Annotated in this window: 15 protein-coding genes and 1 pseudogene; 15 read left to right on the top strand and 1 reads right to left on the bottom strand. The window is 63.9% G+C overall.

Annotated elements, in window-relative coordinates; genetic code table 11:
• The coding region (gene dacB, locus O2807_03450) for a D-alanyl-D-alanine carboxypeptidase/D-alanyl-D-alanine-endopeptidase (protein MDA0999560.1) at window positions 1-1,022 on the top strand (1,022 nt) is incomplete at its 5' end.
• A 24-nt stretch (window positions 1,023-1,046) separates the two neighbouring features.
• The gene (gene recJ, locus O2807_03445; protein MDA0999559.1) at window positions 1,047-2,834 is read left to right on the top strand and encodes a single-stranded-DNA-specific exonuclease RecJ; all 1,788 of its coding nucleotides are present in this window, start codon (window positions 1,047-1,049) and stop codon (window positions 2,832-2,834) included.
• Window positions 2,835-2,836: 2 nt separating this feature from the next.
• On the opposite strand, the gene O2807_03440 is transcribed toward recJ, so the two are convergent.
• Entirely contained in the window at window positions 2,837-4,000 is a 1,164-nt protein-coding gene (locus O2807_03440) for an SAM-dependent methyltransferase (protein MDA0999558.1), read from the bottom strand.
• A gap of 149 nt (window positions 4,001-4,149) precedes the next feature.
• Here O2807_03440 and moaD point away from each other — a divergent pair, with 149 nt between their 5' ends.
• The 13 genes and pseudogenes from moaD to O2807_03375 all read left to right on the top strand — a co-directional run.
• Entirely contained in the window at window positions 4,150-4,398 is a 249-nt protein-coding gene (gene moaD, locus O2807_03435) for a molybdopterin converting factor subunit 1 (GenBank protein MDA0999557.1), read from the top strand.
• 4 nt (window positions 4,399-4,402) lie between these two features.
• On the top strand, window positions 4,403-4,852 hold the full coding sequence (locus tag O2807_03430) for a molybdenum cofactor biosynthesis protein MoaE (GenBank protein ID MDA0999556.1): 450 nt from the start codon (window positions 4,403-4,405) through the stop codon (window positions 4,850-4,852).
• A gap of 216 nt (window positions 4,853-5,068) precedes the next feature.
• Complete coding sequence (locus O2807_03425; protein ID MDA0999555.1) at window positions 5,069-6,259, top strand: amino acid ABC transporter substrate-binding protein; 1,191 nt, start codon at window positions 5,069-5,071, stop codon at window positions 6,257-6,259.
• Between the two features lie 147 nt (window positions 6,260-6,406).
• Complete coding sequence (locus O2807_03420) at window positions 6,407-7,393, top strand: branched-chain amino acid ABC transporter permease (protein MDA0999554.1); 987 nt, start codon at window positions 6,407-6,409, stop codon at window positions 7,391-7,393.
• Window positions 7,394-7,403: 10 nt separating this feature from the next.
• Window positions 7,404-8,342: a branched-chain amino acid ABC transporter permease gene (locus O2807_03415; GenBank protein ID MDA0999553.1), complete on the top strand. Its 939-nt coding sequence runs from the start codon at window positions 7,404-7,406 to the stop codon at window positions 8,340-8,342.
• A gap of 13 nt (window positions 8,343-8,355) precedes the next feature.
• Window positions 8,356-9,090: an ABC transporter ATP-binding protein gene (locus O2807_03410; GenBank protein MDA0999552.1), complete on the top strand. Its 735-nt coding sequence runs from the start codon at window positions 8,356-8,358 to the stop codon at window positions 9,088-9,090.
• Window positions 9,091-9,094: 4 nt separating this feature from the next.
• A complete protein-coding gene (locus O2807_03405) occupies window positions 9,095-9,805 on the top strand; it encodes an ABC transporter ATP-binding protein (GenBank protein MDA0999551.1) in 711 nt (236 codons plus the stop codon).
• Window positions 9,806-9,899: 94 nt separating this feature from the next.
• Complete coding sequence (locus tag O2807_03400) at window positions 9,900-10,556, top strand: phosphoribosylanthranilate isomerase (protein MDA0999550.1); 657 nt, start codon at window positions 9,900-9,902, stop codon at window positions 10,554-10,556.
• Window positions 10,553-11,766, top strand: a pseudogene (trpB, locus tag O2807_03395) (tryptophan synthase subunit beta). The gene O2807_03400 and the pseudogene trpB overlap by 4 nt, the downstream one beginning before the upstream one ends.
• Window positions 11,766-12,590 (top strand): tryptophan synthase subunit alpha, encoded by an 825-nt coding sequence (gene trpA / locus O2807_03390; protein ID MDA0999549.1) that lies wholly within the window; start codon window positions 11,766-11,768, stop codon window positions 12,588-12,590. The pseudogene trpB and the gene trpA overlap by 1 nt, the downstream one beginning before the upstream one ends.
• A gap of 9 nt (window positions 12,591-12,599) precedes the next feature.
• Window positions 12,600-14,006, top strand: coding sequence for a 3-isopropylmalate dehydratase large subunit (gene leuC, locus O2807_03385; protein ID MDA0999548.1), 1,407 nt, complete (start codon window positions 12,600-12,602; stop codon window positions 14,004-14,006).
• 6 nt (window positions 14,007-14,012) lie between these two features.
• Window positions 14,013-14,612 (top strand): 3-isopropylmalate dehydratase small subunit, encoded by a 600-nt coding sequence (locus O2807_03380; GenBank protein MDA0999547.1) that lies wholly within the window; start codon window positions 14,013-14,015, stop codon window positions 14,610-14,612.
• Between the two features lie 51 nt (window positions 14,613-14,663).
• On the top strand, window positions 14,664-14,981 hold a 318-nt coding region (locus O2807_03375; protein MDA0999546.1), incomplete at its 3' end, for an isocitrate/isopropylmalate family dehydrogenase.

The raw sequence follows: 14,981 nt of genomic DNA, 5'->3' as shown, positions 1-14,981 counted from the left end.
CCTCCGAAGGCATCCGCCTGGAGAACCGTGTCACCACCGGCCCGCGCCGGAGCTATCCGCGGATTGGGATTCACCGCCGCGACGAAAAAGATGCCGACGTCTTTCAGGTGAGCGGGCGGGTGCCGATCCGCTCCGCCCGGCGGAGCTACCGCGCGGCGATCTCCGACCCGACGCGGTTCGCGGCGGCCAGCTTCCGCACCTTTCTCCAGAAGGAGGGAGTCACCGTCCGCGGCGGCATCCTCCAGGGGCGCACGCCCAAGGAGGCCCGCCTGCTCGCGCGCGATCTGTCGCGTCCGCTCGGTGTCATCATCCGGGGCTTGAACAAGTTCAGCAACAACTTCATGGCCGAGCAACTCCTGAAGACAATGGGGGCGGAGTTGCACGGGCTTCCCGGAACGGCGGAGAACGGTCTGCTCGAGGTGCGGAAGTTTCTGGTGAGTCTGGGCATCTCGCCGGCGCATTTTGAACTCGCCGACGGCTCGGGGCTCAGCCGGTTGAACAAAACCACCCCGCGGGTGCTTGCGACGGTGCTGGAGCGCGTGTACCACGATTTTCGCCTGCGGCCCGAGTTCGTCGCCTCGCTGGCTGTCGTCGGGGTGGACGGCACCGTGCGGAAAAAGTTCCGCAGCCGGCCCGAGGCGCGCCGGGTGCGGGCCAAGACCGGTCTCCTGTTCGGTGTACATGCCCTGAGCGGCTATGCGGCCGCGAAAAACGGCGAAGTGCTCGTTTTTTCGATCCTGATCAACGAGAACGCCTGCCAGCCTGTGCGTGTGATGAACCGGATGCTTTTGGCCATGGTGGGGCTGGAGCGCCCGGTGCCGAGTGTACCTGCGGGCGGCTTCCAGCAGGCCCGGCGCGATTTGCAATTCTCCCTGCCGCAGCCGCGAAAGCGCGACCGCTGGCGGACGAGCGGCCGCGCGCGCATGGGACCCGAGGACGATTCGCCCGAGACAGAAGAAAACGGCGAGAAAAGCATCGGCGGCGGCCCCGAGAGCGATCGCGCGGAGCCGCAAGGGAACTAGCCCCCGCTCCCCCCGGAAGGCAGTATGAATTCTGCGAAAAAAGAATTCGCTTCGCGCCGCCGCTGGGCGGTGCGCCCCCTCGATGCGGACACGGCTCTCCATCTGGCGCGCGATCTCGAAATTCCCGAACTGCTGGCCCGGCTCCTTGCCCTGCGCGGGCTCTCAGAGCCGGATGCCGCCCGGACGTTCCTTGTCGCCCCCCTCGATTCGCTCCACGATCCCTTCGGCATGAAGGGCATGGAAGCCGCCGTCGTCCATCTGGCCGCGGAGATCGCCCGCCGGGCTCCGATCGGGATTTATGGCGACTATGATGTGGACGGTATGTCGGCGACAGCCCTGCTGGTCAATTTTTTCAGGGCACTGGAAGTTCCGGTGCACTACCACATTCCCCACCGCCTCCGGGAGGGCTATGGGCTTCACCTGCCGGGCCTCATGGAGTTGAAGGCGGCGGGGTGTGCGACGGTGGTGACGGTGGATTGCGGCATCGCCGCGGTAGAGGTGGCCGAGGCGGCCCGCGCGGCCGGCATTTCGCTGATTGTGACCGATCACCACCGCCCGGCTGAACGCCTCCCCGATGCGGTGGCGGTCCTGAATCCCCGCCAGCCGGGGTGCGGCTATCCCTTCAAGGACCTTTCGGGAGTCGGCATCGCCTTCAAGCTGGCGGTGGCGGTTCGACGGAGGCTGTATGAAGCGAACGGCGCAGAGAATCTTCCGAATCTCAGACAGCATCTCGATCTCGTGGCCTTGGGGACGGTGGCCGACGTCATGCCGCTGTTGGGGGAGAACCATGTCCTGGTGCGGACCGGCCTGGAGGTGCTCTCCCCCCCGAAGGAGACGGGTTCCGCGGGCGCTCCGGGCGGGCAGAAAGCGGGCGTGCGCGCCCTTCAGCTGACGGCGGATCTCAAGGCCGACAGCCTGACGCCCGGACATGTGTCGTTTGTCCTCGCGCCGCGCCTCAACGCGGCGGGCCGGGTGGGCGAGCCTCGCCTGGGGGTGGAGCTGCTCACCGCGGTAGATGCGGCAGGGGCGCGGGCGGGGGCCGAACGCATTGAGGAGTGGAACCGCCAGCGCCAGGAACTGCAACAGGAGGCGGTGGAGGAGGCCGAGGCGCTCCTCGCAGCGGGACCGCCCCCGGCGGAGCTCGGGGCGATCGTGCTGGGGAGCCACCGCTGGCACCCGGGCGTTATCGGCATCGTGGCCTCCCGCCTGGTGGATGCGCACTTCCGGCCCGCCGCGCTGGTTCACTTTGAAGGGGAGATGGGGAGGGGCTCTGTCCGAGGCGTTCCCGGTTTTCACGTCTACGACGCGCTCAAAGAGTGCGCGGATCTGCTGGTGCAGTTCGGCGGGCACAAGGAGGCGGCCGGTCTTTCCATCCAGGTGGATCAGTTCGAGGCGTTCCGGGCCCGGTTCTCGGAGGTGGCCCGCGGCATGCTGGGCGGCGAGCCGGCCGTGCCCGATCTGGAGCTGGACGCTGTGGTGCATTTTTCGGAGCTGGACGTGGCCCTTTTGAGGCGGGTTGAGGAGATGGCGCCCTTCGGCCCGGGAAATCCGCGCCCCCTGTTCGCCGTGGGCGGGGTGGAGGTGGAGGGTACGCCACAGCTTGTCGGGCAAAAGGGAGCGCACCTCAAGTTCCGGCTGCGGCAACGCCGCGAGGTGCTGGACGCCATCGCCTTTGGGATGGGGGAGCTGCTGGATTCGCCGGATGCCCTGAAGGGGAAGCTGGATGTGGCCTTTCATCCGGGGCTGAACCGTTGGCGGGGGGCGGAAACCGTTCAGCTTGAGGTGAAGGCGCTCCGCCCGGCCGGTTTCTGAGGCTACCCCCCCAGCGTGGCGAGAGATTCCCGATCGTCGGGTTTCATGGAAAAGGCCGGCAGCTCTCCCGGCGTGAAGCCCTTGGCGAGCAGCATCACCTTGATGGCCCCTCCCAGGCCGGCCGGATCGAGCAGTCCCATGGCCGCCCGGCGCGCCCGCGCCTCCTCCGGGCCGCCCTCCGCGAGCGCTTCGGCGATTCCCAGCCCCAGCAGGAAATGGCACTGATCCGTGAAGCCCGCGAGGGTGAGGCCCGCCGCCCGTGCGGCTTGCAGGATGGCGGTGAAGTCCACGTGGGCGGTCAGATCGGTCTCGCCCGGGTGGGTGAGGACATCCGCAATCAGGGTGTGGTTCCGGTACCCTCTGAGCGTTCCCTCGCGGCGATCCGGCCCGTAGAGGACGCGCGCGGAGAATCCATAGTCGAAGATCAGGATGCCGCCCCGGTGCAGCCTCGCGGCCGCAGACTCAATCCCCTCCGCGGCGGCGGGGCAGACCTCGGCCGTCTGTCCCACGGAGAGCCTGACCCCCAGCCGCTCGAACCACCCCGCGAGCCGGGGGTCGGAGAGCGGCCCCTCGGTGAAGCCCAGGGTGCTATCCCTTCGCTCGACGTAACGCTCCTTCAAGCCTTCCCGGGTCTGGACGAGAAGATGGGTGGGCAGGGCGTCGAGAAATTCATGGGCGAGGATCAGGCCGTCCATCGCATCGGGGAGGGCGGCAGCGAGTTCGGCACGGGGCGCGCCCGGGCGCTTTTCCAGCCACCTCTCGATCCGATCGGCGATGCGCCCGGCCGCGGGGCGGCTTTGTTCGATGAGGAGATAGTGCAGGGCATCGCCGAAGGTATTTTCCCCGCCGGCCCCAACGGCCGCGAGAAGATCGTAGGCCAGCCAGCCTTCCCCGGGGCCGAATTCCGCCAGGGTAAAAGGATCGGGCTTCTCGAGCGTATCCCAGAGCGCCTCTGCCTGCCGGGCAAGCATCCGGCCGAACCAGGAACTCTGGTGGGGGCTGGTCTTGAAGTCGCCGCCGCGCCCGATGCGGGGGGCGGGTTGGCAATAGTAGCCGCCCTCGGGGTGATAGAGGGCCAGTTCCATGTACCTGTGAAAGGGGATGGGACCCTCCTTGAGCGCAGCGCCGAGGGCATTCAGGAGGCTGACGGGGGCAGGGGGGTTCATGGCGGCATTATAGCGGGAAATTCCCGTTTTCCGGGTACGTTCCGCGTCGTTCTCTCTCATTGATCGAAGGCCGGCCGGTTCCTATTCTCTATTTAGGGGTGATATCCTTTGTCCCGTTCGCGTTCCGGGGCAAATGTTGCGGAGGTGAGATGGAAGTTCGGCTCAAATGCTTCGCCTGGGCCCGGGAGGTGACCGGGGCGGAGGAGGTGGTCCTCGATCTTCCCGAAGGGGGAACGGTGGCCGATCTGCGGGCGGTGCTCGAGGCCAGGTATCCGGTTTTCGAGGGCCGGATGGAGTCGATCGCTGTTTCGGTGAACCAGGAGTTTGCCGGAGAGGGAACCGCCATTTCCGCGGGGGATGAGGTCGCCCTCATCCCGCCGATCAGCGGGGGGGTATAGCGGCGTGATCTGCCGAATCACGGACAAGCCGATTGATATCGCCGAGTTGATGGCGGATGTGCGCGCCGAGGAGGCCGGAGGGACCTGTACGTTCACCGGCCATGTGCGGGACCACAGCCGCGGACAGAAGGTCACCCATCTGGAATACCATGCCTATCCCGAGATGTCGGAGAAGAAGATGCGCCAGGTGATCGAGGAGATCGAGGAGCGCTACGGGGTGACCCGCATCGCCATCGCCCACCGCATCGGGACGCTCCAGATCGGAGAGATCGCCGTGGGCATTGCGGCGGCCTCGGCCCACCGGGACGCGGCCTTCAAGGCCTGCCGCTACGCTATCGACCGGATCAAGCAGATTGTTCCCATCTGGAAAAAAGAATTCGGCGAGGATGGGGCCGAATGGGTCGAGGAGTGCCCGGTAAACGCCCAATCTGCCCAGGCGGACGGTCCCAAATAGCCCCCAAAATAGCCTTTTGACATTTCCTTCCCATCCGGTAAGATAATCCCACCGATTGAATATTTGAGGGGAGAATTACGCAACTCCTCGTAATCCGAAGGGAAAATGGTCCTTTTGAAGGATTAATCTTCATTTCTGAGGTTTTGGGTTAGGAATTTCCATGTAATTACATGCCCCGGGATTTTTTTCGAGGGCCTACCGAGGAGGAAAATCGGAATGAAAACCCGACTGCGCTTTACGCTAGCAACCGTCCTGGCGGCTGCCACCATGCTGTCGGCCCCGCTTGCCTGGGCGGCAACCGTCACGTTCGGCGGTGCCATCTCCCAGACGGGCCGCTTCGCCGAGCCGGCCGGCCGCGTCCTCAACTCCTACAAGATGTTTGTGGATGAGTTGAACGCCCGCGGCGGCGTTCTGGGCCGCAAGGTCAAGCTCAATATACTGGACGACAAATCCGACAAGCAGACCAGCATCAAGCTTTTCGAGAAGCTGATCACCGTAGACAAGGTGGAAGTGGTCCTCGCCCCTTACTCCAGCGGCATCACCGATGCGGTGGCGAATGTGACCGAGCGCTACAAGATGCCGATGATCGCCTCCGGCGCCGCCTCGACAGTCATCTGGAAGAAGGGCCGGAAATACATCTTCAACATCATCGCGGTGGCGGAAAACTACCAGAAGGGCGCCCTGTATCTCGCCAAGGAAATCGGCGCGAAGCGCATCGCCATCATCAGCGCCGACACCCTCTTCCCCCGGATGGTGGCCAATGGGGCGCAGGAATGGGCCAAGAAGTTGGGCCTGAAGGTGGTCCTGGCGGAAAACTATCCCCGCAAGCAGACCGACTTCACCGCGCTTCTGCAGAAGATCAAGTCCCGCCGCGCCGAGGTGATCATCTCGAACAGCTACTTCGACGACTCGGCCGCCCAGATCCGCCAGCTCCGCGAGCTGGGGATCAACCTCAAGATGTTCTCGGGAACGGTCGGTCCCGGCCTCCCGAAATTCGCGAAGCAGCTCGGCGCCACCGCCGAGTACGTCGTCGGCTTCAGTCAGTGGGAGCCCGTCCTCAAGCTCGGCTACCCCGGCATGAAGGTGTTCATCGAGAACTACACGAAGCGCTATGGCGTGAAGCCCAACTACCACGCGGGCCAATCCTACGCGACGATGCAGGTCACCGAGGCCGCCCTCAAAAAGGCGGGCAGCTTTGACGGAACCAAGCTCCGCAATGCGCTGGCCAGCATCAAGGTCGAGACCATGTTCGGCACTTACAAGGTCAACAGCGAGGGGCTAAACGTGCACGACGGCCTGACGTTCCAGATTCTCAACGGCGAGCGGAAGATCATTTGGCCGTCGCATGTGGCTGAAGCGAAGGCGCAGATCCCCATGCCGAAATGGAGCGATCGGCCGAAGAACTAGCCCGAAGAACTAGGTTTAAGCGATCAATGTGCTTGAAAGTGTAGATTTTTACTCAGGGCCGGAGCCGTTTCGGCGGCTCCGGCCTTGCGTCAAATTTGGCTTCATTCAATTGGCTTCATTACAACTTCATTGCAAGAGGTAAGGCGGGTGGAAAAGGCGGAGATCCGCAGCCGGTATTTTCTGGGCGCCTTTTTGGCGGGGGCCTATGCCTTGCCGTTTGCCATCGGCGTCTGGAATGAGACCGTTTTTTTCGATGCCGAGTGGCTCGCCAGCCTGACGACGGTCATATTGAACGGCCTGATGCAGGGCGGCGTCTACGCCATGTTCGCCGTCGGGCTGACGCTGATCTTCGGCGTCATGCGCATCATCAACGTGGCCCACGGCGAGACGGTGATGATGGGCGCCTATCTGACCTATACCGCTTTTTTTTATCTGGGGATGGACCCGCTGCTGGCGCTTTTCCTGACGCTTCCCACCGCCTTCGCCTTCGGCTGGGTTGTCCAGAAGCTTCTGCTGAACGCGGTGGTGGGCGGACCCGAGCTGACCCCGCTTCTGATCACGTTCGGCCTCGGGCTCGTGATGATCCAGGTCGTGGAATGGATATTCACGACGGACTTCCGCACCATCCCCTATAATCCCGACGCCATCCGGTTGACGCAAAATATCTCCGTCGGGATGAACAAGGTCATCAGTTTTTCCATGGCGGCGGTGATCTCGATCGGCGTGTTCCTGTTTTTGAAATTTCACCGCCTGGGCAAGGCCATCCGCGCCACCGCCCAGAACAGGGACGTGGCGCTGGTTTGCGGGATCAACATATACGGAATCTTTCTGATTACTTCCGGGCTGGGGGCGGCGCTCGCCGCGGCGGGCGGCGCGCTGATCTCCATCCAGTTCGGCTTCAATCCTGAAACGGGAATTTTCTACACGCTTCAGGCTTTCGCCATCATCGTTCTGGGCGGGCGCGGCCACTATATCGGGGCCCTCATCGGCGGCCTGATGCTCGCGGTGATGGAGAGCCTGATTTCGTTCATGGTCCCGAACGGAACGGCCATGGTCGAAATCGCCGCCTACGGGCTGATGGTGTTTGTCCTTCTCATCCGGCCGCGCGGTCTGCTGGGCGCGAAAGAAGGCTAGGAGAAAAAGTATGAGCCGGCACGAGGATGTGAGAAACCTTATTTTTCTGGGCGTGTGTGCCGCTGTGCTGTTTTTTCTCCCGGTTCATCTTCCCCTTTATCTACGCTCCGTGGCCATGTTCACCATGATGTATGTGGTGCTCTCGCTGAGCTGGAACATCATCAGCGGTTATACCGGCTACGTTTCCTTCGGCCACGTGGTGTTCTATGGCATCGGGTCCTATGCTGTGGCCATCCTGGTGACCGATTACAGTTGGCACTGGGTGCCTACCCTGTTCGTGGGCGCGGCCATCGCCATCCTCCTCGCCATCGCCATCGGGTTTCCCGTCCTTCGGCTGAAGGGTCCCTACTTCGCGATCGCCATGCTCGGCGCGGCCGAGGGAACGCGCGTCATCGTGACGGTGTGGGACAGCCTGACTCACGGCGGCGACGGGATCAGCATGCCGAATGTCGACAGCTCCTTCGAGACGTACTACGCGATGCTTATCGTGATGGTCATTACTATCCTGGTTTCTTATTGGGTGGGGCACTCCCGCTATGGCATCCGGCTGAACGCCATCCGGGAGGATGAGGTGGCGGCCAGCTCCCTCGGGATCAACACGACGTACTACAAAATTTCGGCCCTGGTGCTCTCGGCCATCTTTCCCGCGTTTGCGGGCGGCATTCAGGCCTACAAGACGCTTTACGTCGATCCGGATCAGGATTTCTTCATCCAGATCACCATCGCCATGAAGCTGATGGCGATGGTGGGGGGAAAGGGAACGGTCATCGGACCGATCATCGGCGCCGTGATCCTGTATATCGTGCAGGAGCTGACCTGGATCAACTTCCCGACCGCCCACCTCATCGCCTATGGGTTGTTCATCATCGCGGTCGCGCGCTTCATGCCGCGGGGCTTGATGGGCTTTTTCATTGATCGGGGCTGGGCGCGCAAGGGAATGGTCCACTAGAGCGAGGTTGCAGATGATGAATACAACGGCCCATCAAAACGACATCGCGCTCGACGTGCAGAATCTCTACAAGCATTTCGGGGGGATCCATGCGGTGGATGGGTGCAGCTTTCAGGTGCCCGCGGGCAAGATATCCGGCCTGATCGGACCGAACGGCTCCGGGAAGACGACCACGTTCAACCTCCTGACCGGCATCATCCCCGCCGACAGCGGAACCGTCATCTACAAAGGGGAGAATATCATCAGCCTGAAGCCCTACCAGATCTTTCGCAAGGGCATCAGCCGGACCTTCCAGATTACGCGGATCTATCGCGAGATGACGGTGTTCGAAAACATGCTATCGGTCTCTGACATGCGGGTTCCGGAGCGGGTGGCGCGAAAGCGCGCGGAGGAGCTGCTGGATTTCGTCACTCTCACGAAACTGCGCGGCGAGTACGGGGGCAATCTTTCCTACGGCCAGCAGAAACTGCTGGAATTCGCCCGGGCCCTCATGACTGATCCCGATCTGATCCTGCTCGATGAGCCGGCCGCTGGCGTCAACCGGACGCTTTTGAACGATCTCCTCGATCGGATTCACGAGATTCAGGAGCAGGGCAAGACCGTACTGATCGTCGAGCACGACATGAACGTCATCATGAATCACTGCGAGAAGATATTCGTGATGGACTACGGCGAAAAAATCGCCGAAGGGGTGCCCGAAGAGATACAGAAGAACGAAAAAGTCATCGAAGCCTATTTCGGACATTAACGCCATGCCTCTTCTGGAACTCAAAAACGTAAACGCCGCCTATGGCCGCATCCAGATTCTCCACGAGGTGTCCCTCGAGGTGCGCGAGGGGGAAGTGGTCAGCGTCATCGGCCCCAACGGCGCGGGGAAGTCCACCACCTTCAAGGTCATCATGGGTTTCATCAATTATCTGGGCGGCGAGATACGCTTCAAAGATGAGAACATCGTCGGCTACCGCCCCGATCAGATTCTCGCCCGCGGGCTGGGCTATGTGCCCCAGGGGCGGATCGTCTTCAATCAAATGACCGTGCGGGAAAACCTCGAGATGGGTGCCTACGTGGAGCGCGACTCCCGGAAGATAAAAGAGAGCATGGGGTATGTCTTCTCCCTTTTTCCCCGCCTCGAGGAGCGCCAGAAGCAGATGGCGGGCACCATGAGCGGCGGCGAGCAGCAGATGCTCGCCATGGGCCGGGCCCTGATGACGAGGCCGAAGATGGTCATGCTCGATGAGCCCTCCCTGGGCCTGAGTCCCAAGTTTGTCACCGATATCTTCGAGAAAATCATCAATCTGGCCAAGGAGGGTATCACCATCATGCTGGTGGAGCAGAATGCGGCCCGGGCGCTCGAAATCGCCGACCGCGGCTATGCCCTCGAACTGGGCCGGAACCGCTTTGAGGGCACGGGCCAGGACCTCCTCAGCAACGCCGAGGTCAAGATGATGTACCTCGGCGGCTAGAAATCCCCCCTGATTTCTGTCTACTTCTGTTGGGAATCCGGCGCGACTCCATGCTATAACAGCCGGGTTTGACGGCAGGGGAGGCCCGGTAGCGATGATCCGCGTGAAAATCTGTGGCGTGACGGCGGCCGAGGATGCCGCTTGGGCCCTCGCGCAAGGGGCCGACGCCCTGGGGCTCAATTTCGTTCCCGGCACCCCCCGTTGCCTGGATCCGGCCGCCGCCCGGGCGGTTTCCGCGGCGCTCCCTCCGCTGGGCACCCGGGTGGGAATTTTCGTGGACGAGGCCCCCGAGCGGGTCGAATCCATCGCCCGGGAGGTGGGGCTCGATGTGGTGCAGCTCCACGGTGCCGAGCCGCCCGAGGTGTGCCGCTGGCTCGGGGAGCGGGGCCTCCGGGTGATCAAGGCCCTGCGGGTGAGCGGCCGTGAAACGCTCGATCTGGCGGAGGATTACAGCGGCTTCCCCCTCCTTCTCGACGCCTATGTCGAGGGGAAACTCGGGGGGACCGGCAAGACGTTTGACTGGTCCATCGCCCGCGAGTTGGCCCAAAAAAGAGACATCATTCTCTCGGGTGGCTTGCAGCCCGAGAACGTGGCCGATGCCATCCGCCAGGTGCGGCCCTACGGGGTGGACACGAGCAGCGGCGTCGAGGGAGGAACTCCCGGGCGCAAGGATTTCGCCAAAGTCCAGGCGTTCATTGAAAATGCGCGGGCGGCCGCCGCGGCCCTTCCCGCCGAAGAGAGAAAACGATGACAGAGCCATCGGTTGAGCCCAAGGGACATTTCGGCATCTTCGGGGGGCAGTACGTTCCCGAGACCCTGATGCCGGCCCTCGAGGAGCTCGAGGCGGCCTACGAGCGCATCCGGGGCGATGCGGTCTTTCATGCCGAGCTCAAGGAATATCTGGCGAAGTACGTCGGCCGGCCGACCCCGCTTTACTTCGCGCGGCGGCTTTCCGAGGATCTGGGCAGCCTCCGGGTCTTCCTTAAGCGCGAGGACCTCTGCCACACGGGCGCCCACAAGATCAACAACACGCTTGGCCAGGCCCTGCTTGCCAACGACTGATCGCCGAGACCGGCGCCGGCCAGCACGGCGTCGCCACGGCGACGGCGGCCGCCCTCTTCGGCCTCGAGTGCGATGTCTACATGGGGGAGGAGGACACCCGGCGCCAGGCGCTCAACGTTTTCCGGATGCGGTTGCTCGGGGCGCGGGTCATCCCGGTCACTTCCGGGAGCGCCACCCTCAAGGACGCGACCAACGAAACGCTGCGCGACTGGACCGCTTCGGTGCGCACCACGCACTACATCATCGGCTCCGTCGTCGGGCCCCATCCCTTCCCGATGATGATCCGCGACTTCCAATCGGTCATCGGCGAGGAAGCGCGCCGGCAGATGCTCGATCTCGAGGGCAAGCTGCCGGATGTCTGCGTCGCCTGCGTCGGCGGAGGGAGCAACGCCATCGGCCTCTTTTATCCCTTCATCAAGGACGCGGGGGTGGCGCTCATCGGCGTCGAGGCGGGCGGGCGCGGTCTGGAGAGCGGGGAGCACGGCGCCTCGCTCAATGCCGGAAGGGTCGGCGTCCTTCACGGGTGCAAGACCCACCTGCTCTACGATGACGATGGGCAGATCATCCCCGCGCACTCGGTCTCGGCCGGTCTCGATTATCCCGGCGTCGGGCCTGAGCATGCCCATCTCCAGGCCACGGGCCGGGCGAAGTACGTGACGGCCGATGATCGGGAGGCGCTCTTGGCTTTCCGCAAGCTCGCCCGCCTCGAGGGCATCATTCCCGCGCTCGAGAGCGCGCACGCCATCTCCTATCTCGGTCGGCTCGCCGAAGAAGCCGCCCGGGACGGGAAGCCGCGCAGCGTCATCGTCTGCCTCTCAGGCCGCGGGGACAAGGACGTGCAGCAGGCCGAGGGGCTCCTCCGCGAGCTTGGCGAAGGGCCGGAAGGCGGGGGCGCGTGATGGAAGACGCCGGCCGCATCGAAGCGTGTTTCGTTCGCCTGAAGGCGGAGGCAAGGGGCGGGCTCTTTCCCTACGTCTCGGCGGGGGATCCGAGTCTCGAGTTCACGCGCCGGCTCCTGCCCGCACTTGCCGCGGCGGGCGCGGACGGCTTTGAAATCGGCGTTCCCTTCAGCGATCCGCTGGCGGATGGGCCGACCATCCAGCGCGCCGGCGCTCGCTCGCTCGCGGCGGGGACGACGCTCAGGGCCGTCATCGCGATGATCGCCGGCGTGCGGGGGGAGATTCCCGAGTGCCCGCTGGTGCTGATGGCCTACTACAACCCCGTGCTGGTATACGGCCTCGATGATTTCGCGCGCGACGCCGCCCGGGCGGGGGTGGACGGCGTCATCGTGCCCGACCTGCCGCCCGAGGAGGCGGGGGATCTGCTCGCCGCGATGGCGGAGTATCCCCTCGCGCCGGTCTTCATGCTGGCCCCGACGAGCCCGGATTCGCGCGTGAAGCTGATCAACGATACGGGCAAGGGCTTCATCTACTATGTCGGGCAGATGGGCGTCACCGGCGCGCGGGAGGCGCTGGACGCCGATCTGGCCGGGGTGCTCGAGCGGATCAACCGGGTGAAAAACCGACCTGTCGTCGTCGGGTTCGGGATCAAGACCCCCGAACAGGCGGCGGAAGTTGCCGAACACGCCGATGGCGTGATCGTCGGAAGCGCGCTCATTGACGTGATGGAAGCCGAGGAAGAGCTGGACAAGAAACAGGCGGCGGCCTGCCGCTACATCGGCAGCCTCCGCGCGGCGCTGGGCCGCTCCGGCGCCACCACCTGAGAGGGAGCAATGTCGGAAAGAACGCTCTACGACAAGGTGTGGGACAGCCACACCGTGACGAAGCTCGATTCCGGGCAGGATCAGATTTTCATCGGGCTTCATCTCATCCATGAGGTTACGACACCCCAGGCGTTCGCGCTGTTGAAAGAGGCGGGCTCCCAGGTGGCCTTCCCGGAGCGCACCCTCGCGACGGTGGATCACATCATCCCGACCCTGACCCAGATTCGGCCCTTCCAGGATGAGCAGGCCGAGTTGATGATGGCCACCCTCGAGCAGAACGTGAACGAATACGGCATCCGCTTCTTCGGGCTCGACTCGGGGAAGCAGGGCATCGTTCACGTCATCGGTCCCGAGACCGGTCTCACCCAGCCGGGTATGACCATTGCCTGCGGGGACAGCCACACGAGCACCCACGGGGCGCTGGGCTCGCTGGGCTTCGGCATCGGCACCACCGAGGTGGCCCATGTCCTCGCCACGCAGACCCTCGCCCTGAGCCGGCTGAAGGTGCGGCGGATCGAGGTTTCAGGAGAGATGGAGAAGGGCGTCTACGCGAAGGACGTCATCCTCCGGATACTCCACGACCTGGGGATCAAGGGCGGCATCGGCTTCGCCTACGAATACGCTGGCGAGATATTCGACCGGATGACGATGGAAGAGCGGATGACGGTCTGCAACATGAGCATCGAGGGCGGCGCCCGCATCGGCTACGTCAATCCCGATGAGACGACTTTCGAATATTTGAGGGGGAAAGAGTTCTCCCCGAAGGGCGATGACTTTGATGAAGCGGTTGAATATTGGAAATCCGTCGCCTCAGATGCGGATGCGGAGTACGATGAGACATTCGAGATCGAGGGCGCATCCATCGAGCCGATGGTGACCTGGGGAATCAACCCGGGACAGTCGGTGGGGGTCGGCGAAAAACTCCCCGCGCTCGATTCGTTCGATGTCGAAGAGGGCAAGACCGCCGCGCAGGCCTACGAGTTCATGGGGCTCAAGGCGGGCGATTCGCTCGCGGGAACGAAGATCGATGTCGCCTTCCTCGGCTCCTGCACCAACTCGCGCATCTCCGATCTGCGCGAGGCGGCGCGGGTGATGAAGGGGAATAAGGTGGCGAAGGGCGTCAAGATGCTCGTCGTGCCCGGTTCCCAGCAGGTGAAGGTGCAGGCCGAGGCCGAGGGGCTGGACGAGATTTTCCTCGAGGCGGGGGCCGAGTGGCGCGCCGCCGGGTGCTCGATGTGCCTGGGGATGAACCCGGACAAGCTGGAGGGCGCCCAGCGGAGCATCTCCTCCTCGAACCGGAATTTCATCGGGCGGCAGGGAAGCCCGCGGGGCCGGACCCACCTGGGGAGCCCGGTCACGGTGGCAGCTTCGGCCATCGAGGGGTCCATCGCGGACCCGAAAACACACGTGGAGTAGCCGGAAATGAGCGTGCGGAAAATTGTTCAGGTGAAGGGAAGGGCGGTGCCGCTTCCGGGCGATGACATCGACACGGACCGGATAGTCCCCGCCCGCTTCTTGAAGGCGATCACCTTCGAGGGGATGGAGAAAACCCTTTTTTGCGACGAGCGCGAGCGGCACCCGGATCATCCCCTCGATGAGCCCGCCTACAAGGGCGCGAAACTCCTCATCGTCGGGCGCAATTTCGGCTCCGGCTCCTCGCGCGAGCACGCCCCCCAGGCCATCATGCGCGCGGGTTTCGAGCTGATCCTGGGCGTTTCGTTCGCCGAAATCTTTGCGGGCAACTGCTTCGCCATCGGGGTGCCGTTGGCGACCCTCTCGCCGGAGGACGCGGAAGCGCTCATGCGGCGGACGCAGGAGAAGCCGGGCACGGTCTACACCGTCGATCTGGAAGCGCTGACGGTGGCCTTCGAGGGAGGTTCCTTTCCCATCGAGATGGACGAGGCCCGAAGGAGCGCCTTTTTGCGGGGAACGTGGAGCGTCCTCGAGAATTTGCGGGCCAACCTCCCGAAAGTGCGGGAGGTTTCCGCGAAGCTGCCCTACATCTCCGGCTTCGGGGGCTGAGGCCCTGGTCTGTCTTTTCGTCATGGGTTTTGGAAGCGGAGGGAGAAAAAGTTGAGCGGCATCCAGATTGCGGTTTTACCCGGAGACGGCATCGGCCAGGAGGTGGTGGCCCAGGCCCGGGCGGTGCTCGAGGCGGCCGGCGCGCGCTTCGGCCTGACGTTTTCGTTCACCGAGGCCCTGTGCGGCGGGACGGCCTGCGACGCGGTGGGCGAGCCCCTTCCCGAGGCGACGCTTCGCGTCTGCAGGGAAAGCGTGGCGGGCCTTTTCGGCGCTGTCGGCGGCCCGAAGTGGGACGATCTGCCCCGCGACAAGCGCCCCGAGCAGGCGATTCTCGGCCTCCGGCAAAAACTCGGGCTTTTCGCCAACCTT

The sequence above is a fragment of the bacterium genome, assembly GCA_027622355.1.
GTDB lineage: Bacteria > UBA8248 > UBA8248 > UBA8248 > UBA8248 > JAQBZT01.
This window is presented reverse-complemented; position numbering and strand designations above follow the sequence as displayed.

Bases quoted from the DNA above. Each gene is read 5' to 3' on its own strand.
- O2807_03425 (MDA0999555.1), top strand. From the start codon at position 5,069: ATGAAAACCCGACTGCGCTTTACGCTAGCAACCGTCCTGGCGGCTGCC.
- O2807_03440 (MDA0999558.1), bottom strand. From the start codon at position 4,000: ATGAACCCCCCTGCCCCCGTCAGCCTCCTGAATGCCCTCGGCGCTGCG.
- moaD (MDA0999557.1), top strand. From the start codon at position 4,150: ATGGAAGTTCGGCTCAAATGCTTCGCCTGGGCCCGGGAGGTGACCGGG.
- recJ (MDA0999559.1), top strand. From the start codon at position 1,047: ATGAATTCTGCGAAAAAAGAATTCGCTTCGCGCCGCCGCTGGGCGGTG.
- O2807_03415 (MDA0999553.1), top strand. From the start codon at position 7,404: ATGAGCCGGCACGAGGATGTGAGAAACCTTATTTTTCTGGGCGTGTGT.
- O2807_03410 (MDA0999552.1), top strand. From the start codon at position 8,356: ATGATGAATACAACGGCCCATCAAAACGACATCGCGCTCGACGTGCAG.
- trpA (MDA0999549.1), top strand. From the start codon at position 11,766: ATGGAAGACGCCGGCCGCATCGAAGCGTGTTTCGTTCGCCTGAAGGCG.
- leuC (MDA0999548.1), top strand. From the start codon at position 12,600: ATGTCGGAAAGAACGCTCTACGACAAGGTGTGGGACAGCCACACCGTG.
- O2807_03380 (MDA0999547.1), top strand. From the start codon at position 14,013: ATGAGCGTGCGGAAAATTGTTCAGGTGAAGGGAAGGGCGGTGCCGCTT.
- O2807_03405 (MDA0999551.1), top strand. From the start codon at position 9,095: ATGCCTCTTCTGGAACTCAAAAACGTAAACGCCGCCTATGGCCGCATC.
- O2807_03400 (MDA0999550.1), top strand. From the start codon at position 9,900: ATGATCCGCGTGAAAATCTGTGGCGTGACGGCGGCCGAGGATGCCGCT.